Annotated in this window: 20 protein-coding genes and 1 pseudogene; 9 read left to right on the top strand and 12 right to left on the bottom strand. The window is 73.0% G+C overall.

Features of this window, described 5'->3' with window-relative positions; translation table 11 throughout:
- Positions 1 to 42: 42 nt before the first annotated feature.
- From AB0H57_RS05970 to AB0H57_RS05960, 3 genes are all read right to left on the bottom strand, one after another.
- On the bottom strand, positions 43 to 456 hold the full coding sequence (locus tag AB0H57_RS05970; RefSeq protein ID WP_357503136.1) for an Asp23/Gls24 family envelope stress response protein: 414 nt from the start codon (positions 454 to 456) through the stop codon (positions 43 to 45).
- An 83-nt stretch (positions 457 to 539) separates the two neighbouring features.
- The gene (gene meaB / locus AB0H57_RS05965) at positions 540 to 1544 is read right to left on the bottom strand and encodes a methylmalonyl Co-A mutase-associated GTPase MeaB (RefSeq protein WP_357503134.1); all 1005 of its coding nucleotides are present in this window, start codon (positions 1542 to 1544) and stop codon (positions 540 to 542) included.
- Between the two features lie 45 nt (positions 1545 to 1589).
- Complete coding sequence (locus tag AB0H57_RS05960; RefSeq protein ID WP_357503132.1) at positions 1590 to 2789, bottom strand: acetyl-CoA C-acetyltransferase; 1200 nt, start codon at positions 2787 to 2789, stop codon at positions 1590 to 1592.
- Positions 2790 to 2849: 60 nt separating this feature from the next.
- On the opposite strand from AB0H57_RS05960, the gene mce reads away from it, so the two are divergent.
- From mce to AB0H57_RS05940, 4 genes are all read left to right on the top strand, one after another.
- Positions 2850 to 3323, top strand: coding sequence for a methylmalonyl-CoA epimerase (gene mce / locus AB0H57_RS05955; protein WP_357503130.1), 474 nt, complete (start codon positions 2850 to 2852; stop codon positions 3321 to 3323).
- Positions 3324 to 3697: 374 nt separating this feature from the next.
- Complete coding sequence (gene ccrA, locus AB0H57_RS05950) at positions 3698 to 5053, top strand: crotonyl-CoA carboxylase/reductase (RefSeq protein ID WP_357503318.1); 1356 nt, start codon at positions 3698 to 3700, stop codon at positions 5051 to 5053.
- A 343-nt stretch (positions 5054 to 5396) separates the two neighbouring features.
- Positions 5397 to 6650 carry a cell division protein DivIVA gene (locus tag AB0H57_RS05945; RefSeq protein WP_357503128.1) on the top strand — a complete coding sequence of 418 codons (1254 nt, stop codon included), beginning with the start codon at positions 5397 to 5399 and terminating at the stop codon, positions 6648 to 6650.
- 179 nt (positions 6651 to 6829) lie between these two features.
- Complete coding sequence (locus tag AB0H57_RS05940) at positions 6830 to 9034, top strand: hypothetical protein (RefSeq protein ID WP_357503126.1); 2205 nt, start codon at positions 6830 to 6832, stop codon at positions 9032 to 9034.
- Between the two features lie 553 nt (positions 9035 to 9587).
- On the opposite strand, the gene AB0H57_RS05935 is transcribed toward AB0H57_RS05940, so the two are convergent.
- From AB0H57_RS05935 to AB0H57_RS05910, 6 genes are all read right to left on the bottom strand, one after another.
- On the bottom strand, positions 9588 to 10397 hold the full coding sequence (locus tag AB0H57_RS05935; RefSeq protein ID WP_357503124.1) for an alpha/beta hydrolase: 810 nt from the start codon (positions 10395 to 10397) through the stop codon (positions 9588 to 9590).
- 91 nt (positions 10398 to 10488) lie between these two features.
- Positions 10489 to 10815 carry a hypothetical protein gene (locus AB0H57_RS05930; RefSeq protein WP_357503122.1) on the bottom strand — a complete coding sequence of 109 codons (327 nt, stop codon included), beginning with the start codon at positions 10813 to 10815 and terminating at the stop codon, positions 10489 to 10491.
- A gap of 71 nt (positions 10816 to 10886) precedes the next feature.
- Positions 10887 to 11939, bottom strand: coding sequence for a hypothetical protein (locus tag AB0H57_RS05925; protein ID WP_357503120.1), 1053 nt, complete (start codon positions 11937 to 11939; stop codon positions 10887 to 10889).
- Positions 11936 to 12430 (bottom strand): SigE family RNA polymerase sigma factor, encoded by a 495-nt coding sequence (locus tag AB0H57_RS05920; RefSeq protein ID WP_357503118.1) that lies wholly within the window; start codon positions 12428 to 12430, stop codon positions 11936 to 11938. The genes AB0H57_RS05925 and AB0H57_RS05920 overlap by 4 nt, the downstream gene beginning before the upstream one ends.
- 40 nt (positions 12431 to 12470) lie before the next feature.
- A complete protein-coding gene (locus AB0H57_RS05915; RefSeq protein ID WP_357503116.1) occupies positions 12471 to 14315 on the bottom strand; it encodes a 3-hydroxybutyryl-CoA dehydrogenase in 1845 nt (614 codons plus the stop codon).
- A gap of 140 nt (positions 14316 to 14455) precedes the next feature.
- The gene (locus AB0H57_RS05910) at positions 14456 to 14902 is read right to left on the bottom strand and encodes an FHA domain-containing protein (RefSeq protein WP_357503114.1); all 447 of its coding nucleotides are present in this window, start codon (positions 14900 to 14902) and stop codon (positions 14456 to 14458) included.
- Between the two features lie 225 nt (positions 14903 to 15127).
- Here AB0H57_RS05910 and AB0H57_RS05905 point away from each other — a divergent pair, with 225 nt between their 5' ends.
- On the top strand, positions 15128 to 16627 hold the full coding sequence (locus AB0H57_RS05905; protein ID WP_357503112.1) for an aldehyde dehydrogenase family protein: 1500 nt from the start codon (positions 15128 to 15130) through the stop codon (positions 16625 to 16627).
- Between the two features lie 5 nt (positions 16628 to 16632).
- On the opposite strand, the gene nucS is transcribed toward AB0H57_RS05905, so the two are convergent.
- Positions 16633 to 17292 carry an endonuclease NucS gene (nucS, locus tag AB0H57_RS05900; protein WP_357503110.1) on the bottom strand — a complete coding sequence of 220 codons (660 nt, stop codon included), beginning with the start codon at positions 17290 to 17292 and terminating at the stop codon, positions 16633 to 16635.
- Positions 17293 to 17363: 71 nt separating this feature from the next.
- On the opposite strand from nucS, the gene AB0H57_RS05895 reads away from it, so the two are divergent.
- Entirely contained in the window at positions 17364 to 17981 is a 618-nt protein-coding gene (locus AB0H57_RS05895) for a DUF4126 domain-containing protein (protein WP_357503108.1), read from the top strand.
- A gap of 123 nt (positions 17982 to 18104) precedes the next feature.
- Positions 18105 to 18401: a DUF1540 domain-containing protein gene (locus AB0H57_RS05890; protein ID WP_357503106.1), complete on the top strand. Its 297-nt coding sequence runs from the start codon at positions 18105 to 18107 to the stop codon at positions 18399 to 18401.
- 55 nt (positions 18402 to 18456) lie between these two features.
- Here the strand turns inward: AB0H57_RS05890 and AB0H57_RS05885 are convergent, their stop codons facing one another.
- The gene (locus AB0H57_RS05885) at positions 18457 to 20463 is read right to left on the bottom strand and encodes a protein meaA (protein ID WP_357503316.1); all 2007 of its coding nucleotides are present in this window, start codon (positions 20461 to 20463) and stop codon (positions 18457 to 18459) included.
- Positions 20464 to 20629: 166 nt separating this feature from the next.
- Between AB0H57_RS05885 and AB0H57_RS05880 the strand changes: the two genes are divergently transcribed.
- Together AB0H57_RS05880 and AB0H57_RS05875 are read left to right on the top strand one after the other, a co-directional pair.
- Entirely contained in the window at positions 20630 to 21535 is a 906-nt protein-coding gene (locus AB0H57_RS05880; RefSeq protein WP_357503104.1) for an ABC transporter ATP-binding protein, read from the top strand.
- Entirely contained in the window at positions 21532 to 22374 is an 843-nt protein-coding gene (locus tag AB0H57_RS05875; RefSeq protein WP_357503102.1) for an ABC transporter permease, read from the top strand. The genes AB0H57_RS05880 and AB0H57_RS05875 overlap by 4 nt, the downstream gene beginning before the upstream one ends.
- Before the next feature lie 36 nt (positions 22375 to 22410).
- Here the strand turns inward: AB0H57_RS05875 and AB0H57_RS05870 are convergent.
- A pseudogene (locus tag AB0H57_RS05870) lies at positions 22411 to 23289 on the bottom strand (3-hydroxyacyl-CoA dehydrogenase family protein); the annotation flags it as partial.
- Between the last annotated feature and the right edge of the window lie 9 nt (positions 23290 to 23298).

The raw sequence follows: 23298 nt of genomic DNA, 5'->3' as shown, positions 1-23298 counted from the left end.
GAACGATCGCTAAGCCAACCGGGTACCGGCCGGTAACCCGACTCAGGCGGACGGCACCGCCGGCCCGCCCAGCGCCACGTCGTCGACCTTGATGTTGATCTCGTCGGCCCGCAGCCCGTACGTCTCGACCGCCGAGGTCACCGCCGCGCGGACCGCGTCGGTCACCTCGGGCACCGGCCGGCCACCGTCGATCACGATGACCAGGTTGATCACCGCGGCACCGTTCGTCACGTGCGCCGAGCAGCCGCGCCGGGCGTCCCCCAACTCGTCCAGCCCGATCCGGTCCAGCACCGAGTTGAAGAACCGGGCCACGTCACCGCCGAGCTCGGCCACCCCGGGCACCGACTTCGCGGCGGCCACCGCGATCTTCTCCACCACCTCGGCGGAGACGTGCGTCGTCCCGCCCGCGGTCGCGTCCGGCCGCATCGACAGCTCCTGCGTCGCCTCGTGGTCCATCTGCTCCCCACACCGTCGCCCCGCCCCACGGATCCGCGGGGCGCAGCGAGCGTACTAGGAGATCGGGGTCCAGGGTGGACGGGTCAGCTGGCCAGTTGCGCCAGCAACTCGTCCGCCGCGGCGTACGGGTCGATCGCGCCCTCGGCCACCTTGGCCGCGAGCGTCGGCAGCTGCGTACCGTCGCGCAGCGAGCCGATCCGGGCGCGGAGGGTGCCGAGCGCGATCGCCTCGACCTCGGCGGCGGCCCGCGCCTCCCGGCGGCGGCGCAGCCCGCCGTGCTCGACCAGCCAGCCACGATGCTTGTCGATCGCGGCGGCGATGTCGTCGATCCCCTCGCCGCGGGCGGCGATCGAGCGGACCACCTGGGGCCGCCACTCGCCCGGGCCGCGCTCGCCGAGGGCGATCATGCCCTGGATGTCCCGGACCGTGGCGTCGGCGCCGTCCCGGTCGGCCTTGTTGACCACGAAGACGTCGGCGATCTCCAGGATGCCGGCCTTGACCGCCTGGATCGCGTCGCCCATTCCCGGGGCGAGCAGCACCAGGGTGGTGTCGGCCAGCGAGGCCACCTCCACCTCGGCCTGCCCGACGCCGACGGTCTCCACCAGCACCACGTCGCAGCCGGCGCCCTCCAGCACCCGGACCGCCTGCGGGGTGGCGGCGGAGAGGCCGCCGAGGTGGCCCCGACTGGACATCGACCGGATGTAGACGCCCGGGTCGGTGGCGTGGTCCTGCATCCGCACCCGGTCGCCGAGGATCGCCCCGCCGGTGAACGGGCTGGACGGGTCGACGGCCAGCACCCCGACCCGGTGCCCGCGCGCCCGTAGCGCCCGGACCAGCTCGTTGGTGGTGGTCGACTTGCCCACCCCGGGCGACCCGGTCAGGCCGACGACCTGGGCCTGCCCGGCGTACGGCGCGAGGGCCGCCGCGACCTGCGGCAGCACCTCGTCGCCGGACTCCACCAGGGTGATCAGCCGGGCCACCGCGCGGGGGTCACCCGCGCGGGCCCGGTCCACCAGCATCGGTACGTCCCGGCTGCGGCGCACCGATGCGATGGCCGCGGCCGGAACGTTCTCGACGGTCTCACTCACTGGTCATGTCCCCTGTTCACTCGCGGACCCGATCGCGGTCCGCGCTCACTGCTGAGCTTCGGCGCCCGCCGGCACGTGGATGATCAGGGCGTCGCCCTGGCCACCGCCGCCGCAGAGCGCGGCCGCGCCGGTGCCGCCGCCGCGCCGCTTGAGTTCCAGCGCCAGGGTGAGCACCAGCCGGGCGCCGGACATGCCGATCGGGTGGCCGAGCGCGATCGCGCCGCCGTTGACGTTGATCTTGTCGAGGCCGACCCCCAGATCGCGCGCCGACTGGACGCCCACCTGCGCGAACGCCTCGTTGATCTCGATCAGGTCGAGGTCGGCGATGCTCAGCCCGCCCTTCTTCAGGGCGTGGTTGATCGCGTTCGACGGCTGCGAGTGCAGGGAGTTGTCCGGGCCGGCCACGTTGCCGTGCGCGCCAACCTCGGCCAACCAGGTCAGCCCCAGCTCCTTGGCCTTGGCCTTGCTCATCACCACCACCGCGGCGGCGCCGTCGGAGATCGGCGAGGAGCTGCCGGCGGTGATCGTGCCGTCCTTGGTGAAGGCCGGGCGCAGCTTGGCCAGCGACTCGGCGGTGGTGTCCGGGCGGATGCCCTCGTCCTCGCTGATCACCAGCGGGTCGCCCTTGCGCTGCGGGATGATCACCGGGGTGATCTCGTCGGCGAAGTGGCCGTTCTTCTGCGCGGCGGCGGCGCGCTGGTGGCTGGCGGCGGCGAAGGCGTCCTGCTCCTCGCGGCTGACGCCGTGCTTCGCCCCGTGCCGCTCGGTGGACTCGCCCATCGAGCAGCAGTCCCAGGCGTCGGTGAGGCCGTCCAGGGCCATGTGGTCCTTGATCGTGACGTCGCCGTACTTGTAGCCGGAGCGCTGCCCGAGCAGCAGGTGCGGGGCGTTGGTCATCGACTCCATGCCGCCGGCCACCACGACGTCGAACTCGCCGGCCCGGATGAGCTGGTCGGCCAGCGCGATCGCGTCCAGGCCGGAGAGGCAGACCTTGTTGATGGTCAGCGCCGGGGTGGACATCGGGATGCCCGCCTCGACCGCCGCCTGGCGGGCCGGGATCTGGCCGGCGCCGGCCTGGAGCACCTGGCCCATGATCACGTACTGCACCTGGTCGGGGGCGACGCCGGCGCGCTCCAGCGCCGCCTTGATCGCGATGCCACCGAGTTTGGTGGCCGGGAGGTCCTTGAGGTTGCCCAGCAGCCGTCCCATCGGGGTACGCGCGCCGCTGACGATCACCGAAGCCATGCCTGCCTCCGAGGGGTGCCGACCTGTACGCCTTAACGATTGTTCGGTCAGACTAGCGCCATGGCTGAGAACTCCCCCGTCGAGCCCGCTGCCGACTATGTCACAGACATCGGCCTGCGCCGGATCGACCACGTCGGGGTCGCGGTGGCCGACCTGGACGCCGCGATCGACTTCTACCAGCGGACCTTCGGCATGCGCTGCGTGCACGTCGAGACCAACACCGAGCAGGGCGTACGCGAGGCGATGCTGGCCGTCGGGCCGACCACCGAGGGCGGCTGCGTGCAGCTGCTCGCCCCGCTGACCCCCGAGTCGACGATCGCGAAGTTCCTCGACCGCAACGGGCCGGGCGTGCAGCAGGTGGCGTACACGGTGGCGGACATCGACGCGGCCTGCGCGGCGCTGCGCGAGCGCGGGGTCCGGCTGCTCTACGAGCACCCGAAGCGGGGCACGGCCGACTCCCGGATCAACTTCGTCCACCCCAAGGACGCCGGCGGCGTCCTGATCGAACTGGTCGAGCCGGCCGCCGGCCACTGACCGCAGCGGGAAGCCGGGTCGCGCCCGGGCGGCCCGGCTCCCCCACCCCCGGGGCACTCCCCCGCCCCGCCATGCCGCAAGTCGGCCAGTCCTCACCTCATGACGCCCCGCCATGCCGCAACTCGCGCCATTCCCACCCGTGAAGCCGTGCGGCGGTGCGCGCTTGGGCGCTCCCACGGACAGCTCCACGCATCGGCCGATGCAGTTTTTCACACAGGACTTCCGACCCTAGCTACCGTTCAGTAACGTCCGGCTCCACAGGAGCGCGACCGGTGGCGGATATGTCGTCCGCCGACATGGCGATCGGTCGTACCGGTGCCGACGATGGCAGCACCCCCGCCCTGGTGTGCGGGTGCGACGAACGGGAGGTCACCGTGCAGGACATCCGTGAAGCGATCATGGCGGCGGAGGGCTCGGTCCGGCCCGAGCGGGAACTCGCCGGCCTGGCCGGCCTGCCGGTGCCGGAGAGCTACCGGGGTGTGGTGGTCCGCGCCGAGGACACCCGGATGTTCGACGGGATGGCCACCCGGGACAAGGACCCGCGCAAGGCGCTGCACGTCCAGGAGGTGCCCACTCCCGAGTTGGGCCCGGGCGAGGCGCTGGTCGCCGTGATGGCCAGCGCGATCAACTACAACACGGTCTGGACCAGCATCTTCGAGCCGCTGCCCACCTTCAAGTTCCTCCAGCGCTACGGGCGGCTCTCCGAGCTGACCCACCGGCACGACCTGCCGTACCACGTGGTGGGGTCGGACGCGGCCGGCGTGGTGCTGCGGACCGGCCCCGGGGTGACCCGGTGGCAGGCCGGCGACGAGGTGGTCGCGCACTGCCTGTCGGTGGAGCTGGAGGACGCGGCCGGCCACGACGACACCATGCTCGACCCGCAGCAGCGGATCTGGGGCTTCGAGACGAACTTCGGCGGCCTGGCCGAGCTGGCCGTGGTCAAGGCCAACCAGCTGATGCCGAAGCCCCGCCACCTGAGCTGGGAGGAGGCGGCCAGCCCCGGGCTGGTCAACTCGACCGCGTACCGGCAGTTGGTGTCACACCACGGGGCCAACATGAAGCAGGGCGACGTGGTGCTGATCTGGGGCGCGTCCGGCGGCCTCGGCGGCTACGCCACCCAGATGGCGCTCAACGGTGGGGCCATCCCGGTCTGCGTGGTCTCCTCACCGGAGAAGGCCGAGCTGTGCCGAAAGATGGGCGCCGAGCTGGTCATCGACCGGGCCGCGGAGGGCTTCCGGTTCTGGCAGGACGAACAGACCCAGGACCAGGACGAGTGGCGCCGGTTCGGCGAGCGGATCCGCGAGCTGACCGGCGGCGAGGACCCGGACATCGTCTTCGAGCACCCGGGCCGGGAGACGTTCGGCGCCAGCGTCTACGTCGCCAAGCGGGGCGGCACCATCGTCACCTGCGCCTCCACCAGCGGCTACCAGCACCAGTACGACAACCGCTACCTCTGGATGCACCTGAAGCGGATCGTCGGCAGCCACTTCGCCAACTACCACGAGGCGTGGCAGGCCAACCGGCTGGTCGCGCTCGGCCAGATCCACCCCACCGTCTCCCGGACCTATCCGCTGGAGCAGACCGGCCAGGCCGCGTACGAGGTGCACCGCAACGCGCACCAGGGCAAGGTCGGGGTGCGCTGCCTGGCCCCGGAGGACGGCCTGGGCGTCCGGGACCCTGACCTGCGGGCCCGGCACGAGACCGCGATCAACCGGTTCCGGGGCCACTGACCGGGCGGTGGCCGGCGGCCGCCCCGACGGACGATGCGGGACCATCCATTGCGGCGGGCAGCCTTTGCCTTTCGGCAACCATCGGTACGCCATACCGGATCACCGTCATCCGGCGCGGGAAGACCCTCTTCCCGCCATAGCGGTACGGCTCGACAAAGGGGCCGCGGGCACCTGCCCGCGGCCCTTTTCGCGTTCCCACCGGTGCCGCCCGACGCGCCCGGGAGCTGCCAAGATCGCCGTTTGGTCCGGTGTCCCGACGCGGGTGAAGTTGACCATGTAAACAGGACGGGAAAGCGCCCACCGCTCTTGCGAAGGCCCCTGGGGCGTCTGCCAGTATGTCCCAATGCCCCAGCAGCAGTCCCCTCTCGCGTTCTTCGATAACGCGAACTCGCAGCCCGATTTCACCGTTGGCCTGCGCGGCTACAACGTCGGTCAGGTCGACGACTTCATCGGCCGGCTGTCCGCCGCCCTGACGCAGTCCGAGCAGGCCCGCGCCGAGGCCGAGCAGCGGATGAACGACGCGCAGCGCCGGCTGCGCCAGGCCGAGCAGCGCCAGGCCGCGCTCGAGCAGAAGCTCACCGACACCAACAAGCAGCTCGAGGAGAACAGCCGGCCGACCCTCTCCGGCCTGGGCACCCGCGTCGAGCAGATCCTGCGGCTGGCCGAGGAGCAGGCCAACGACCACCGCAACGAGGCGAAGCGCGAGTCCGAGGGCATCCTCTCCGCGGCCCGCCTGGAGGCCCGGGAGATCACCGACAAGGCGCGCGCCGAGGCAGCGGCGATGAAGGCCACCGCCGAGCGCGAGGCGGGCAGCCTCCGCACCGCCGCCGAGCGGGAGGCGGCCGAGGTCCGGGTGCAGGCCCGGCGCGAGGCGGACACTCTGCGGTCCGACGCCGATCGGGAGACCAAGCAGCTGCGCACCGTCACCGCGCACGAGGTCGCCGAGCTCAAGTCCACCGTCGAGCGCGAGGTCGCCACCCTGCGCGCCACCGCCGAGCGGGAGATCACCCAGCAGCGGGCCAAGGCGGCGCGCGACGCCGAGGAGAAGCGGGCCGAGGCGACCAAGCTGCTCACCGACGCACGGGACAAGCGCGACAAGGACCTCCAGGCCCTGGAGCTGCAGATCGCCGAGCGCCGGGAGAAGGCCGAGCGCGAGGAGTCCGAGCGGCACGCCGCCCAGGTGGCGCAGACCCAGAAGCTGGTCAACGAGGCCGAGCAGCGGGCCCGGACCGCCCAGGAGCGGGCCAAGGAGATCGAGCAGCGCGCCGAGGCGCGCCGGGTCGAGTCCGAGCGCACCGCCCACGAGACGGTGGAGAAGGCCAAGTCGCTGTCGGAGAAGACGCTTGCCGAGGCGAAGGCCGAGGCGAAGCGGCTGCTCGACGAGGCCCGCACCGAGGCCGAGCTGACCACCCAGGCGGCCCGCCGCGAGGTCGAGGACCTCACCCGGCAGAAGGACGCCGTCACCACCCAGCTCGGGCAGATGCTCTCCGGCCTCGCCGGCATCGTCCCGGGCGTGCCGGGCGGTGCCGCACCCAAGCAGGAGGCCGCCAAGCCGGCGGCTGCCGAGACGAAGGCGAGCGCCGAGACGGCCAGCTGACCGACCGCTCGCGCGGGGCATGTTTCACACGGCGCGGGGTGACACCGGGTGACCGGTGGAACCCCGCGCCGTATGCCTTTCCCACCCACTGGTCGCGGGCCCGCCGGCCCAGTGAAGTGCGTCCCAACCGGGCCGTCCGTATCGCCCCAGCCGGGCCCGATGCGTGTGAGGATGGGGGCATGTCGCACGGCGAGGAACTGTTCGCCCTCGGCGGGGACGTGACCACGGAGCCCAGCTTCGAGTCCGCTCTGCGGGGGTACGAGAAACGACAGGTCGACCGGTACGTCGCTCGCGCCGAGCACGAGATCGCGACGCTGGCGGCCGAGCGGGAGCAGGCGTACACCCAGATCCACAAGCTGGCCGGCCAGGTCGAGCACCTCCAGCGGGATCTCGCGCAGGTGCGCAAGCAGGTGGGCGTGGTGGACCGGGCCTCGTTCCGGCATCTGGGCCCCCGGGTCGAGCAGATCCTCGCCATGGCCGAGGAGCAGGCGGACGACATCCTCGCCGCCGCCAACCAGGAGATCGAGGCGCGCCGGACCGCCGCCGAGCACATCATCGAGGAGGCGCGCGGTCAGGCCGCGCAGGCCCTGAAGGACTTCGAGATCGCGCTGGCCGCCCGCCGGGCCGAGGAGGAGCGGCACACCGCGGCCCGCAAGGCCGAGGCGGAGGCCACCCTCAAGAAGGCCCGGGACGAGGCCGCGACCCTGCGCAAGACGGCCCACGACGAGGTCACCACGCTGCGCCGGACCACTCAGGACGAGGTCACCACGCTGCGCAAGAATGCGCAGGACGCCCTCGCCAAGGCCCAGCAGGAGGCGACCCAGCTCCGGGACACCGCCAAGGAGATCCACCACCGGGCCCAGCAGGAGGCGACCACGCTGCGCACCAGCGCGCGGGAGGCCCTCGAGAAGGCCAAGCAGGAGGCGACCGAGCTCCGCGACGCCGCCAAGGAGGTGCACGCCAAGGCCCAGCAGGAGGCCAAGCGGCTCACCGAGCAGGCGACCGAGGCCGGGCGGGCCACCCACGCGAAGGCCCTCCAGGAAGCCAAGCAGATCGTCGACGACGCCGAGGAGGCCGCGAAGGCGACCCGGGGCCGGGCCCGGCAGGAGGCCAACCGGCTCACCGCCGAGGCGGGCGAGGCGACCAAGCGGCACCGCACCGAGACCGAGGCGTACGTGCAGCGGATGCGTTCCGAGACCGAGGCGTACGTGCAGCACGCCCGGGCCCAGACGCAGCAGGAGCTGGGCGCCTGGCGGGCCGGGGTGGAGCAGGAGGTCAACTCCCGGCGGGAGAAGGCCGACCGCGAGCTGGCCCAGCGCCGGGCCGCCGCGGAGCAGGAGTTCGCCAAGCGGCGCGACGAGACCGAGAAGCAGTACCAGGCCCGCCAGGCCGAGCTGGCGGGGCAGCACAAGGCCCGGCACGACGAGCTGGAGCAGGCGTACGCCGCCCGGCGCGACGAGATCGAGCAGGGTGCCGCCGGCATCCGGCAGGCCGCCGAGCAGGACGCGCTGACCATGCGCCGGCGCGCCGAGGAGGAGGCGACCGAGCTGCTCCGCCGGGCCGAGGAGGACGCCGCCGACATGCGCCGCAAGGCCGACGAACACGTCGCGGCCTCCCGGCGCCAGTTCGAGGAGTACGCGGCCACCACCCAGCAGCACCTGGCGACGACCCAGCAGCACCTCGCCGCCACTCAGCAGGAGGCGGCCGCCGGCCGGCAGCAGCTCGCCCAGGTGATGCTGGAGATCGCGCAGGCCCAGCAGCAGCTCGCCGACCTGCGGCAGGAGACGTGGAAGTCCCGCCAGGAGTCCGACGACCTCCAGCGGCAGCTGACCGAGCTGCGGCTGCGGGCGGTCGCCGGCGGGGTGGACGTGACGGCGACGCCGGTGGCCTCCGACGGACCGCCGGCGGTCGCCGGCCCGACCGGCGCCGACGGCAAGCCGGGGCGTGGTGCCGCGGCCGACGGCAAGCCGACCACGATCGACGGCAAGCCTGGGCTTGGTGCGACGGCCGACGGCAAGCTGGTCGGGGCCAAGGGAACCGCGGCCGTGCCGACCGCCGTCGGCACTGGGGCAGGCAAGAAGGCCGAGCCCGCCGACAAGAAGGCCGAGCCCGCCGACAAGGAGGGCCCGGCCGAGGAGTCCCGCTCCGCCGCCGGGGAGACGGTGGCCCGGCCGGTGGCGGAGCCGGTGACGACCATGGACGACGGGCCGGCCAGCGCCGGAGTGGACGGCGAGCCGACGGTCGCGGCCATGCCGGACGGGGGCGGCCGGGGTGTCACCCCGACGAAGATCACCAGCACCGGCGAGAACGGCAAGCGGCCCACCAAGCCGACCACCGACGAGCGCAGCGCCAAGCCCAGCAAGGTCACCGTCGAGTCGGAGTGACCGGGCCGGCCCCGCACCGGGCCCGGACCGCGCGGCCCTGAAGCGGCCGCCCCCGAAGCGCCCCGCCCCGAACCGCCCCCGCCTTGGCTGTTGGACGGGTTTGTCGCAGCGGGCGGGGCGTGCCATCGCCCGGACTGTGCGGGGTGCGCGCCCTACCAACTTGATGTCGTAAACGAATCATTCGGTGGCTCGGTCGCGCCCGTTTGCGGCAATGATCGGGGTCGGTGATTCGTTTGTGAGGTCAAGTTGGTAGGGCGCGGATGAGGTACGGCCGGCTCCGGGCCCAATGCGCCCGCAGGCCGGGTGACTCCCCAGGCCAGCGCGCCCCGCAACCGGCCGGCCCGGGGAGGAACCGCCCGGCCCCGAGCCGCCCGGCCCCGGACCGCCCGGCCCGAGCCGCCCGCCGGAGCCCGGGCCCGAGCCCGGCCGGCTGCGGCACGGCCGGCTCCGAGGTCGAGACCCGCCGGTCCAGCGCGGTCGCCCGGGGCGGCCGTAAGCGTTCCTCGGCCACCGCGGTCAGCCGGGCCTCAGCGGTAACGGCAACCCGACGCGCTCAGCCGGCCTGGCCGGGAGGCGGGCCGGGGACCGGGGTGTCGGCGAAGGAGGCCACCGTCCGGTCGGCGTACGCGCTGACGTCGCCGGTCTCCATCGGGCCGTCCCAGGTGGTGGGCAGCGGCACCGGTACGGCCGGGTTGACCCGCCGGACGATCTCGTCCAGGACGGTCTCGGCGTCACCGACCCAGAGGTGCTTCGCACCGGGCACGCCGATCACCTCGGCCTGCGGGATGGCCGCGAACCGCTGCCGCGCCTCATCCGGCCGCAGGTAGTCGTCGAACTCGGGCACCAGCGCGGTGAGCGGCTTGCCGGACTCCGCCCAGACGGTCAGGTCCTCGGGCTGGGAGAAGCGTAGCGGCGGGGAGAGCAGGATCGCCCCGGCCACCGCCGGGTCGCAACCGTACTTCAGGGCCAGGTCGGTGCCGAAGGACCAGCCGAGCAGCCAGACGTTCGGCAGCTCGTGGAACTCGGCGTACTCGATCGCGGCGGCCACGTCGAAGCGCTCGCCGACGGCGGTGTCGAAGGCCCCCTCGCTGGTCCCCCGGACGCTGCTGGTGCCCCGGGTGTTGAACCGGAGCACCGCCAGGTCGGCCAGGGCGGGCAGCCGCCACGCCGCCTTGCGCAGCACGTGGCTGTCCATCATCCCGCCGTGGGTGGGCAGCGGGTGGAGGCAGACCAGGGTGGCCACCGGGTCCCGGTCGGCCGGGCGGGCGAGCTCACCGACCAGGCGCAGGCCGTCGGCGGTGTGCAGCTCGATGTCTTCGCGGTGCCCGGGCAGGATCGAGGACGCTCGGATCGGTGTGCTCACCGGTCAAGTCTCGCCCCTCGCGGCGTCCGCCGCCGGTCGGGGCGGGAACGGTTGTGATCCAGATCGCGCCATGGCGGCTGCGGACCCGGGGTCAGCCGTACCGGGGGGCGCCGCGACCGCGCTGGATCGACGGCCCGCGCCGGTCCCGGGCCCGCCAGCAGCCGCTGTGCCAGTGCCGCCGGTCGCTGAGGTCCCCCGAGCCGTCCGCCGGCCACGCCACCAGGTGCGCAACCCCGGGGCGGATCTCCTGTTCACAGCCGGGGCAGCGGTACGTCTTGACCGACGCCCCGCCGCCGATGCCGCGTACCTGCCAGTCGCCGTCGCGCCACTGCTGGACGGAGGCGACGCCCTGGCGCACCCGGTCGGAGTCCAGCTGGGCCTGCTCGTCCCGGCGGGGACGGTTGCGACGAGGGCTCACGCCCTCCAGCGTACGGCGCGACGACCGGGCCGGCCCGGGGCGGGCGCGCGCCCCGGGCCGGCCCGTACCGGTCAGTCCCAGCTCTCCGGGCGGGTCGGGTCGGCGACCCGGGCCCCGCCCAGCAGCACCGCCGCGTCCATCTGGTCGAAGCCCTCGGTCGGCCAGCCCCACTCGGCGACCAGGTGCGCCTTCGGGAAGCCCAGCAGCTCCAGCCGGTCGAGGTCGCCCAGTTGGTAGTGGTGGGCGGGCTTGCCGTCGATCTCCGTGTTCCCCTGCCGGGGTGGCCCGCCGGCCTCGACCGCGTACTGGTAGGAGAGGGACATCCACTTGTCGCCGGGGCGGGTGACGTTGAACCGGACGGTGACCAGCTTCGGGAAGCGGCTCACGTCGACCCGGCAGCCGGCGAGCCCGGCGCCGTCCGGCAGGCGGGTGATCCGGACCGGGCCGCCGCAGCGCCTAGCCTCGTCCAGCCGCAGCGCCTGCGCCGCCACGGTCAGCCCGGTGTCGGTGGCGGCCGGGACGACGGCCCGGGCGTACACGCCGGGCGCGGGCCGCCAGTGCCGGACCTGGATCGGCCGGCCGTCGGCGGAGAGCTGGGTGGTCCGGCCGTCGAAGGCCGCCTCGGTGGCCAGTTCGCCCACCGAGACCGGCAGCAGGTCCACGCCGTGCTCCCGCAGCGCCGCCGAGGAGTTGGCCAGGTCCACCGTGACCGTCCGGCCGTCACCGACGTCGAGCTGCACGGTCTCCACCCCGCCCGCCACTCCCCAGCCCAGGTAGCGGACCTTGGCGGGGTCCACGCCGAAGTGCAGCACCCCGGGATCGATGCCGATCGTCTCGGGCGCGGTGGCGGCCCCGGGCGCGGCGCGCACCAGCGCCGGAACCGCCCCGGCCGACCCGGACGGCCCGGCCGCGGTGAACGGCCGGCCCACCCCGGGCAGGCCCGGCCCGACGGCGGCGCCGCCGAGCAGCGCCAGCACGGCGAGCCCGCTGCCCAGCACCGCCCGCCGGCGACGCCGGCGGCGCCGCCCGACGGCCACTGCCCGGACGGTGAGCCCGCCGGTGTCCACCGGCCCCTCGGCGCGCTCCCGCAGAATGTCGTTGATCCGCTGGTCCAGGTCGGTCACGGTCGGCTCCCGTGGGTCATCGGGGCGCCGACGCGCTCCCGGAGGTGGGCGAGGGCCCGCATCGCGTGGGTGCGGACGGTGACCGGGGAGCAGTCCAGGATCTGCGCGATGGTGCTGTCGTCGAGATCCTCGTAGTAGCGCAGCACCAGCACCGCGCGCTGGCGGTCGGGCAGGCCCAGGATCAGCCGCCACAACTCGTCCCGCTCGACCGCGGCCTCGTCGAGCCGGCCCGGCAGGGGCCGGTCGGCGAAGGTGTCGGTGGCCAACTCCTGGTTGGACCGGCGCCGCCACCAGGAGGCGTTGGCGTTGACCAGCATCCGGCGCACGTACACGTCGGGCCGGTCCAGACCCGCGATCTTCCGCCACCGCAGGTACGCGCGGGCCAGCACCTCCTGGGTGAGGTCCTCCGCCCGGTGCTCGTCGCCGGTCAGCAGCCGGGCCAGCCGGATCAGGGCCGGCCCGCGGCTGCCGACGTACTCCTCGAAGGTCACATCCCTCAGACGCCGTCACCGGCGTGCGGCGTTGACCCGGTCAGCGGTTGGTGTGGTCGCGGAACCCGCGCCCGCTCTTGCGGCCCAGGTAGCCGGCGGTGACCAGGTGCTCCAGCAGCGGCGCCGGGGCGAAGCCGGGCTCCCGCAGCTCCAGGTAGAGCTCGCGCTGGATGGCCAGCGAGACGTCCAGGCCGACCACGTCGAGCAGCTCGAACGGCCCCATCGGGTAGCCGCAGCCGAGCTTCATCGCGTGATCGATGTCGTCGGCGGTGGAGTAGCTCGCCTCCAGCATCTTCACCGCGTCGTTCAGGTACGGGAAGAGCAGCGCGTTGACGATGAAGCCGGACCGGTCGCCGCAGACCACGCCGGTCTTGCCCAGCGAGGCGCAGACCGCCCGGGCGGTGGCGGTGGTCTCGGCCGAGGTGCGGATCGTCCGCACCACCTCGACCAGCGGCATCACCGGGGCCGGGTTGAAGAAGTGCAGCCCGATCACGTCGGCGGGGCGCTGGGTGGCCATCGCGACGTCGATCACCGGCAGCGACGAGGTGGTGGTGGCCAGCACGACGCCCGGCTTGCAGATCTCGTCGAGGCTGGCGAACAGGGCCTTCTTGACGCTCAGCTCCTCGATCACCGCCTCGACCACCAGGTCGACGTCGGCCAGGTGCTCCAGCGTCGCCGACCAGGTGATCCGGCCCAGCGCGGCGTCCCGGTCGGCCTCGCTGAGCTTGCCCCGCACCACGCCCTTGTTGAGCGAGGTCTTGACCGCCTCGCAGACCTTGGCGGACTTCTCCGCCCCCCGGGTCACCGAGATCACCTCGTACCCGGCCTTGGCGAAGACCTCGATGATGCCGGTGGCCATGGTCCCCGAACCGGCAACGCCGACCTTGGCCACGACTGCGGGGCTCGCAAGCTCACTCCTCGCGTGGCCGGCACCCACCTGGGTGATCGCCCGAGCGCCGTCGGCGAGCGCCGGCTCCGCTGCGGCCGGCGTCCATTCGTCGGGTACGACCCTCGGCGAACCCGGCCGCTCGTAGGTGTAGAAGCCGCGGCCGGACTTCCGGCCGAGCAGCCCGGCGGTGACCATCTGCTTGATCAGCGGGGCCGGGGCGTGCCGGCGGTCCCGGCCGCCCCGCCGGTACATGGTGTCCAGGATCTCGTACGCGGTGTCCAGGCCGATCAGGTCCATCAGGGCGAGCGGGCCCATCGGCAGCCCGCAGCCGAGCTTCATCGCGGCGTCGATGTCCTCGCGGCTGGCGTACTTCGCCTCGAACATCCCGACGGCGTGGTTGAGGTAGCCGAAGAGCAGCGCGTTGGCGATGAAGCCGGCCCGGTCGCTGATGGTGACGTCGACCTTGCCGAGGCGGGCGCAGAGCGCCTCCACGTCGGCCACCACGTCGGCGGAGGTGACCACCGTGCGGACCACCTCGACCAGCTTCATCACCGGGGCCGGGTTGAAGAAGTGGATGCCGATGACCTGGTTCGGCCGGGCGGTGGCGACCGAGATCTCGGTGACGCTCAGTGACGAAGTGTTGGTGGCCAGGATGGCCTCGGGCTTGCAGACCCGGTCCAGCTCGGCGAAGATCCGCTGCTTGAGGTCCAGGTGCTCGGGGACCGCCTCGATCACCAGGTCGACCGAGCGCAGCGCGTCCAGCCCCACCTGGAAGTCGACCCGGGCGTGCAGGGCGTCCCGGTCGGCCTCGGCGAGCTTGCCCTTGGCCACCGCCCGGTCGGTCGAGCCCTTGAGGGTGGCCCGGCCGCGCTCCAGGGCGGCGTCGGAGATCTCCACCGCCACCACGTCGATGCCGTTGCGGGCGAAGACCTCGACGATGCCGGCACCCATGGTGCCCAGCCCCACCACACCCACGCTGGTGAACTCGCGCGCCACGACCGGCCTCCCCTGCTCGACTCCGCCGCTGCCGACATGAACGGCCGCTAAGGTTATGCGCCGGAGTCTGCCACGTGACGCTTTGTTGTCGAGACGCCGTGGGATATTTCACGGGGGCGGGCGGCGGCCCCGGGTGGCGCTCAGGAACGGGCGTCCGCGGGGGCGGGCGTCGACCGGGTCGGCTCGTCGTCCAGCGGCCAGCGTGGCGCCGGTGGCACGGGCAGTGGCACCGTCATCCGCTGGCCCTGCTGCCCGGCGTCGAAGCGGATCCCGACCGGGTCGGTACGCGCCACCCCCGGGTCGGAGAAGCGCAGCTCGCTGCGGCCCATCCGGACCACGTCCCCGTCGGCGAGGCACTCCACTCCGGTGATCCGCCGGTCGTTGAGCCAGGTGCCGTTGGTCGAGCCCAGGTCGACCAGGGACACGCCCTCGTCGGTCACCTGCACGGCGGCGTGCCGCCGGCTCAGGTGCGGATCCTGCAGCACGATGTCGGCGATCGCCGCCGCCCGGCCGATCACCTGCCGGAGCGAGCCGAGCCGGAAACTCGTCCCGCGCATCGGTCCGTCGGCCACTCGTAAGGTCGGCATCAGTTCCGGATGATCCTGCATGGACAGCCAGCTCCCCACTCACCGTCGCCCGCGGTCAGCCTGCCACCTCACCGTAGTCGGATGCTCCACCTGCCGGTCACCCCCCGGACTACCAGCGGTCAGCTTCTGGTCACCGATCCGGTTGGTCGGCGCCCCTCGGGCGACCCTGCCGCCCGGCCGCACCAACCCCTACCGACCGGTAATGCCCGGGTCTAGACTGCGGCCATGACGGCTGTTCATGTCCCCGGGACCCCGGCCATCGAGGACGGTCAGCTCGTGTCGACCAGTCCGGCCACCGGCGTCGAGGCCGGCCGGGTGCCGGTCACCGACCCGGCCGAGGTCGCCGCCGCGGTCGAGCGGGCCCGGGCGGCCGGCGCCTGGTGGGCCGGGCTCGGCTTCGCCGGGCGGCGGGAGCGGCTGCTGCGCTGGCGGTCCCTGCTGGCCCGGCGGATCGAGCAGCTCGCCGCGCTGGTCCACGACGAGGGCGGCAAGCCGGTCGCCGACGCCGTCGTCGAGATCGTCACCGCCGTCGAGCACATCGACTGGGCGGCCCGCAACGCCGGACGGGTGCTCGGCCCCCGCCGGGTCCGCTCCCGGCTGATCCTCGCCGAGTTCTCCGGCCACCTCGAATACCAGCCGTACGGGGTGGTCGGGGTGATCGGCCCGTGGAACTACCCGGTCTTCACGCCGGTCGGCTCGGCCGCGTACGCGCTGGCCGCCGGCAACGCGGTGGTCTTCAAGCCCAGCGAGTACACCCCGGTGGTGGGCCAGTGGCTGGTGGACAGCTTCGCCGAGGCGGTGCCGGAGCATCCGGTGTTCACCGCCGTGCACGGGCTGGGCGACGTCGGGGCGGCGCTGTGCCGCTCCGGCGTGGACAAGCTGGCGTTCACCGGCTCGACGGCCACCGCCAAGAAGGTGATGGCCGCCTGCGCCGAGTCGTTGACCCCGGTGCTGCTGGAGGCCGGCGGCAAGGACGCGATGATCGTCGACTCCGACGCCGACCTGGACGCCGCGGCCGAGGCGTGTGTCTGGGGCGCGCTGACCAACGCCGGGCAGACCTGCATCGGCATCGAGCGGGTGTACGCGGTCGAACCGGTCTTCGACGCGTTCGTCGACAAGGTGGTCGAGCGGGCCGGCCGGCTGACGGTAGGCGCCGACGACGCCGACATCGGGCCGATCACGATGCCGGGTCAGCTCGACGTGATCCGCCGCCACATCGACGACGCGCTCACCCGGGGCGGTCGTGCCGTGCTCGGCGGGGCGGACGCGGTGCAGCCGCCGTACGTGCACCCGACCGTGCTGGTCGACGTGCCCGAGGACTCGGCGGCGGTCCGCGAGGAGACCTTCGGGCCGACGCTGACCGTCAACCGGGTCCGCGACGCCGACGAGGCCGTACGCCGGGCCAACGCCCTCCCGTACGGCCTGGGGGGTTCGGTCTTCGGGCGCGAGCGGGCGGTGGCGATCGCCCGGCGGCTGCGCTCGGGCATGGCGTCGGTGAACTCGGCGCTCACCTTCGCCGGAATGTCCACGCTGCCGTTCGGCGGGGTGGGGGAGTCCGGCTTCGGCCGGATCCACGGCGAGGACGGGCTGCGGGAGTTCGGCCGACCCAAGGCGATCACCCGCCGCCGGGCCCGCTCGCTGCTGCCGTCGATGACCTTCGAGCGGACCCCGGGCGACGTGGCCCGCCTGGTCAAGGCCGTCAAGCTGATGTACGGCCGGCGCTGACCCGCTCAGAACAGGGTCAGCTCGTCGCGCTCGATGCCGCGCAGCTTGTCGTAGTCGACCACGACGCAGCGGATGCCCCGGTCGGTGGCGAGCACCCGGGCCTGCGGCTTGATCTCCTGCGCCGCGAACACCCCGGTGACCGGGGCGAGCAGCGGGTCGCGGTTCATCAGCTCCAGGTAGCGGGTGAGCTGCTCGACGCCGTCGATCTCGCCGCGCCGCTTCACCTCCACGGCGACCGCGCCGGAGTTCGCGTCCCGGCAGAGCAGGTCGACCGGGCCGATGGCCGTCATGTACTCCCGGCGGACCAGCGTGTAGCCCGCGCCGAGCACGCCCGGGTTGGCGGCCAGCAGCTCCTGCAGGTGCGCCTCGACGCCGTCCTTGCGCAGCCCCGGGTCGACGCCCAGCTCGTACGAGGTGTCCTGGAAGACCTCCTCCAGGGTGATCCGCAGCTCCTCGCCGGCCTTGTTCACCACCCGCCAGACGCCCGGAGCCTCCTCCAGCCGGCACGGCGGGCTCATCCAGTTCAACGGCTTGTACGCCCGGTCGTCGGCGTGGATCGACACCGACCCGTCCGCCTTCACCATCAGCAGCCGGGTGGCCGGCGGCAGGTGGGCCGAGAGCCGTCCGACGTAGTCCACCGAGCACTTCGCAATCACCAACCGCACCCGACGAGGGTAGCGGAGGGGCCGACCCGCGCCGACGAGCGGCACTGGCGCGCCGGTGCGATCCTGAGATCGTGCTCGAAGTCCTCACCGGCTCCGGCCTGGCCGCCTCGGCCGGGTTGAACGCCTACATCCCCCTGCTCCTGATGGGCCTGCTGGCCCGCTTCACCGATCTGGTGGACCTGCCGAAGGGCTGGCAGTGGCTCGGCAACGGATGGGTGATCCTGATCCTCGCCGTGCTGCTGGCCATCGAGATGGTCGCCGACAAGGTGCCGGTCGTCGACCACGTCAACGACGTGGTGCAGACCGTGGTCCGGCCGACCGCCGGCGGCCTGGCCTTCGGCGCGGGGTCGAGCTCGGAGACCGTCACGGTCAGCGACCCGGACACCTTCTTCTCCTCGCACCAGTGGGTCCCGGTGGTGGTCGGCGTGCTGATCGCGCTCGGCGTGCACCTGCTCAAGTCGGCCGCCCGGCCGGTCATCAACGCCACCACGGCCGGCATCGGCGCGCCGGTGGCGAGCACCGCCGAGGACGCCACCAGCGCGGTGATGTCGGTGGTGGCACTCCTCCTGCCGGTGCTGGTGCTGGTCTTCCTGGTCGGCCTGGTCGGCTTCCTCTTCTGGTTCCTGCGCCGGCGCAAGGACCGCCGCCGGGAGCGGGCGGCGGCCCGGGCGGCCGGCTTCCGCGTATGACCCGAGGGCTGGGCGCGCGGCGCGGCCGGCGCGGCCTCGGGTGAGGGTGAGGGGCGGCCAAAGGGCGACGGAGGGACGTCCGAAATGCCTAGCATTGGGGCAGAAGCGGAGAGGGAGGTCGTCGTGACCGCAGCGATGGAGATGCCCCGGGTGCAGGAGTGCGTGGCCACCTCGTGCGCCTACAACCAGACCAACGCCTGCCACGCCTTCGCCATCACCATCGGCAGCAGCGACCACGCGCACTGCCACACCTTCGTCGACCTGCCGGTGCGCGGTGGCATCGAGACCCTGGTCGCCCAGGTCGGCGCCTGCCAGCGGTCGGACTGCCGGCACAACGCCGAGTTGGAGTGCCACGCGCCGTCGATCCGGGTCGGCCCGGACAACGACAGCGCCGACTGCATGACGTACCGGGCCCGCTGACCCGACCGACCCGCGACCTGACCCGCCGGTCCCACCCCGCCGCGCCCGACGGCGGTCAGGCCAGGTCGTTGGCCTCACGGATGACGGTGACCAGGTCGTCGATGATGCCGGTCAGGGCGAAGTCGCGGGGGGTGAAGACCCGGGCCACGCCGGCGGCGCGGAGGGTCTCGGCGTCCGGGGCGGGGATGATCCCGCCGACGACCACCGGCAGGTCGGGGCGGCCGGCGGCGCGCAGCCCGGCCAGCACCGCCGGCACGGCGGCCAGGTGCGAGCCGGAGAGCACCGAGAGGCCGACCAGGTCGACGTCCTCCTCCACGGCGGCGGCCACGATCTGCCCGGCGGTCAGCCGGATGCCCTGGTAGACCACCTCGAAGCCGGCGTCGCGGGCGCGTACCGCGATCTGCTCGGCGCCGTTGGAGTGCCCGTCCAGGCCGGGCTTGCCGACCAGCAACCGCAGCCGGCCGCTGCCCAGCTCCCCGGCGGTGGCGGCGACCCGTTCGCGGACCGCGGCCAGGCCGGGGTCGCCGCCCGCGCCGGCCGCGCCGGCCAGCCCGGTCGGGGCTCGGTACTCGCCGAGGACCTGGCGCAGCGCGCCGGCCCACTCCCCCGTGGTCACCCCGGCGGCTACGCAGGCCAGCGTCGCCGGCATCAGGTTCGTCGTGGTCGCGGCGTCCGCGCGCAGCCGGTCCAGCGCGGCGTCGACGGCCGCCGCGTCCCGGCCGGCCCGCCACTGGCGTACGCCAGCCGTGGCGGCCGCCTCGACCGCCGGGTCCACCTGCTCGATCGCCTCGGCGCCGGCCGCCGTCAGCGGGGACGGCTCGGTCTCGGTGAACCGGTTGACGCCCACCACCACGTCGGCGCCGACCTCCATCCGGCGCCGGCGCTCGGCCAGCGAGGCCACCAGGGCGCTCTTGAGGTAGCCGGTCTCCACGGCGGCCACCACGCCACCCAGCTCCAGCACCTTGTCCAGCTCGGCCCGGGCCCCTGCCACGATCCCCTCCACCAGGGCGGTCATCACGTGCGAGCCGTCGAACAGGTCCGGATACTCCAGCAGGTCCGACTCGTACGCCAGCACCTGCTGCATCCGCAGCGACCACTGCTGGTCCCACGGCCGGGGCAGGCCGAGCGCCTCGTTCCAGGCGGGCAGCTGCACCGCGCGGGCCCGGGCGTCGCGGGACAGCGTGACGCCGAGCATCTCCAGCACGATCCGCTGGATGTTGTTCTCGGCCTGCGCCTCGGTCAGGCCGAGCGAGTTGACCTGCACGCCGTACCGGAAGCGGCGCTGCTTCGGGTTCGCCACGCCGTAGCGGTCCCGGGTGATCTCGTCCCAGAGCGCGCCGAACGCGCGCATCTTGGCGATCTCCTCGACGAAGCGCACCCCGGCGTTGACGAAGAACGAGATCCGCTGGACCACGTCGCCCAACCGCTCGGCGGGCACCTGACCGGAGTCGCGGACGGCGTCGAGCACCGCGACCGCGGTGGCCAGCGCGAAGCCGACCTCCTGCACCGGCGTCGCGCCCGCCTCCTGCAGGTGGTACGAGCAGATGTTGACCGGGTTCCACTTCGGCATCGTAGTCAGCGTGTGGGCGACGACGTCCGCGGTGAGCCGCAGCGAGGCCGCCGGCGGGAAGATGTACGTCCCTCGGGACAGGTACTCCTTGATGATGTCGTTCTGGGTGGTGCCGGAGAGCTGCTCGGCGGCCCAGCCCTGCTCGGCGGCGACCGTGCCGTAGAGGGCGAGCAGCCACATCGCCGGCGCGTTGATCGTCATGGACGTGTTCATCTCGCCGAGCGGGAGGCCGTCGAAGAGGGCCCGCATGTCCCCCAGGTGCGCCACCGGCACCCCGACCCGGCCCACCTCGCCCGCGGCCAGCTCGTGGTCCGGGTCGTACCCGGTCTGGGTGGGCAGGTCGAAGGCGACCGACAGGCCGGTCTGCCCCTTGGCCAGGTTGCGCCGGAAGAGCGCGTTGGTGGCCGCGGCGGAGGAGTGCCCGGCGTACGTGCGCATCACCCAGGGGCGGTCGCGCTCCGGCAGCCGGCCCGGGAGAACCTGCTCATCCATGGCCTTCTCGTCCATGGCGGGAGTCTAAGTTACCGTTCAGTAAAACGGGCTGTGGAAAACCACACAGGTCCATGGCGGGGACGACCGGGTGGCCGGGGCGCGACATGGCCGACACCACCACACCCCGGGCCGCCCCCGGGCGCCGGGCCGTCGCACACTGGACGTCATGGAAGACGAGCTCGCGATCTCCGTACGGGGACTGCGCAAGGCGTACGGCGACAACGTCGCGGTGGCGGGGGTCGACCTCGACGTGCACCGGGGCGAGGTGTTCGCCCTGCTCGGCCCGAACGGCGCCGGCAAGACCACCACCGTGGAGATCCTGGAGGGCTACCGGCGGCGCGACGCCGGCGAGGTGACGGTGCTGGGAAGCGACCCGGATCCGGCCTTTCGGTCGCGACTGCGGGGCGCGCAAGCTCACTCCTCGCGCTCCCCGGGTTCGCCGGCCGCCGACTGGCGGTCCCGGGTGGGCATCGTGCTCCAGGGCACCGGCGAGTTCGACGAGCTGACCGTCGGCGAGGTGGTCCGGCACTTCTCCGGCTTCTACCCCGACGCCGACGACCCGGACAAGGTGATCGAGCGGGTCGGGCTGGGGGCCAAGGCGAAGGCCCGCACGCACACCCTCTCCGGTGGCCAGAAGCGCCGGCTCGACGTGGCGCTGGGCATCATCGGCCGGCCGGAGCTGCTCTTCCTCGACGAGCCGACCACCGGATTCGACCCGGAGGCCCGGCGGGAGTTCTGGGAGCTGATCCGCGACCTCGCCGCCGCCGGCACCACCATCGTGCTCACCACCCACTACCTGGACGAGGCGGAGTCGCTCGCCGACCGGGTCGGCGTGATCGCCGCCGGCCGGGTGATCGAGGTGGCCCCGCCCGACCGGCTGGGCAACCGGCAGGAGGCGCTGGCCACCGTCTCCTGGCGTACCCCTGCCGGGGCGCCGGAGTCGGCGCAGAGCGCGACGCCGACGGCGCTGGTGGCCGAACTGGCCGCGCGGTACGGCGGCGAGGTCCCCGGCCTCACGGTGACCCGGCCGACCCTGGAGGACGTCTACCTCACGATGATCGGACACCGATGACCACCACGAAGCCGGCGGCCCCGATCGCCGCCACCGGAGCGCGGAAGCCGGGCGCGGGCAGCCTGGCGCTGCGTCAGGGCCGGCTGGAGATCACCCAGTTCCTGCGCAGCCGGGAGTCCGTCGTCTTCACGATGGGCTTCCCGATCATCATGATCCTGATCTTCGCCGCCATCTTCAACGACGAGATCGCCCCGGGGGTCAGCTACACGCAGTACTTCATCACCGGCATGATCGCGACCGGGCTGATGACCGTGAGCTTCCAGAACCTGGGCATCTGGATCCCGATCGAGCGGGACCGGGGCGTGCTCAAGCGCTACCGGGGCACACCGATGCCGAAGTGGGTGTGGTTCGCCGGCAAGGTGCTCATGGTGGTGGCGATCGGGATCGCCGAGACCGTCCTGCTGCTCGCCGTCTCCGTCGCGCTGTTCGACCTGAAGCTGCCCGATACCGCCGCCAGGTGGGCCACCTTCGGCTGGGTCGCCGTCCTTGGCGTCACCGCCTGCACGCTCTGCGGCATCGCGATCTCCTCACTGGCCCGTACGGCCCGCAGCGGCTCGGCGGTGGTCACCCCGGTGGCGCTGGTCCTCCAGTTCATCTCCGGGGTGTTCTTCGTCTTCACCAGCCTGCCGAGCTGGATGCAGCAGGTGGCGGCGCTCTTCCCACTCAAGTGGATGTGCCAGGGGCTGCGCTCGGTCTTCCTGCCGGACAGCTTCGGCGCCCAGGAACCGGGCGGCTCGTTCGAGCTGGGCCGGGTCGCCCTGGTGCTGGCCCTGTGGTGCGTGATCGGCCTGGCCCTCTGCCTGACCACCTTCCGCTGGACCACCAAACGCGACGGCTGAGGTGTAAGGAGGGGCCCCTCCTTACACCCACCCAGCTCAGTACGCGTAGAAGCCCTGGCCGGTCTTGCGGCCCAGGTCGCCGGCCGTGGCCATCCGCTGGAGCAGCTCCGGCGGGAAGAACTTCTCGTCCGCCGTGTCGGTGTAGATGTTCTTCGTGGCGTTGAGCAGCACGTCCACGCCGGTCAGGTCGACCGTGGCGAGCGGGCCCATGGCGTGGCCGAAGCCCAGCTTGCAGGCGGTGTCCAGATCCTCGGCGGAGATCACGCCGGACTCGACCAGCTTGACCGCCTCCATCGCCAGGGCGCAGATCAGCCGGGTGGTGACGAAACCGGCGATGTCCCGGTTGACCACCACCACGGTCTTGCCGATCTCCTCGGCGAACGCCTTCGCGGTGGTCAGGGTCTCGTCGCTGGTCTTGTAGCCGCGTACCAGCTCGCAGAGCTTCATCATCGGCACCGGCGAGAAGAAGTGGGTGCCGACCACCGACTCGGGGCGTTCGGTGGCGGTGGCGATCTGGGTGACCGGGATGGCCGAGGTGTTGGTGGCCAGCACCGCGTCCGCCTTGCAGATCTTGTCCAGCGCGCGGAACACCTCGTGCTTGATCTCGATCTTCTCGAAGACCGCCTCGACCACGATGTCCGCGTCGGCCGCGGCCTCCAGGTCGGTGGTCGGGGTGATCCGGGCCAGGGTCGCCTCGACCTCGGACGCCTCGATCTTGCCCTTCTCGGCGAACTTCGTCAGCGACTTCCGGATGCCGTCCACACCCCGCCCGGTGGCCGCGTCGTCGATGTCGCGCAGCGTCACCTGCCAGCCCGCCTGCGCCGCCACCTGGGCGATGCCCGAGCCCATCAGCCCGGCACCGATGACCGCGAGTCGACCCGCCATCTGCTTCTCCCTCGCCTGTTGAGTGTCTGGGAGAACCCT

Source organism: Micromonospora sp. NPDC050686, assembly GCF_040654475.1.
Lineage (GTDB): Bacteria > Actinomycetota > Actinomycetes > Mycobacteriales > Micromonosporaceae > Micromonospora.
This window is presented reverse-complemented; position numbering and strand designations above follow the sequence as displayed.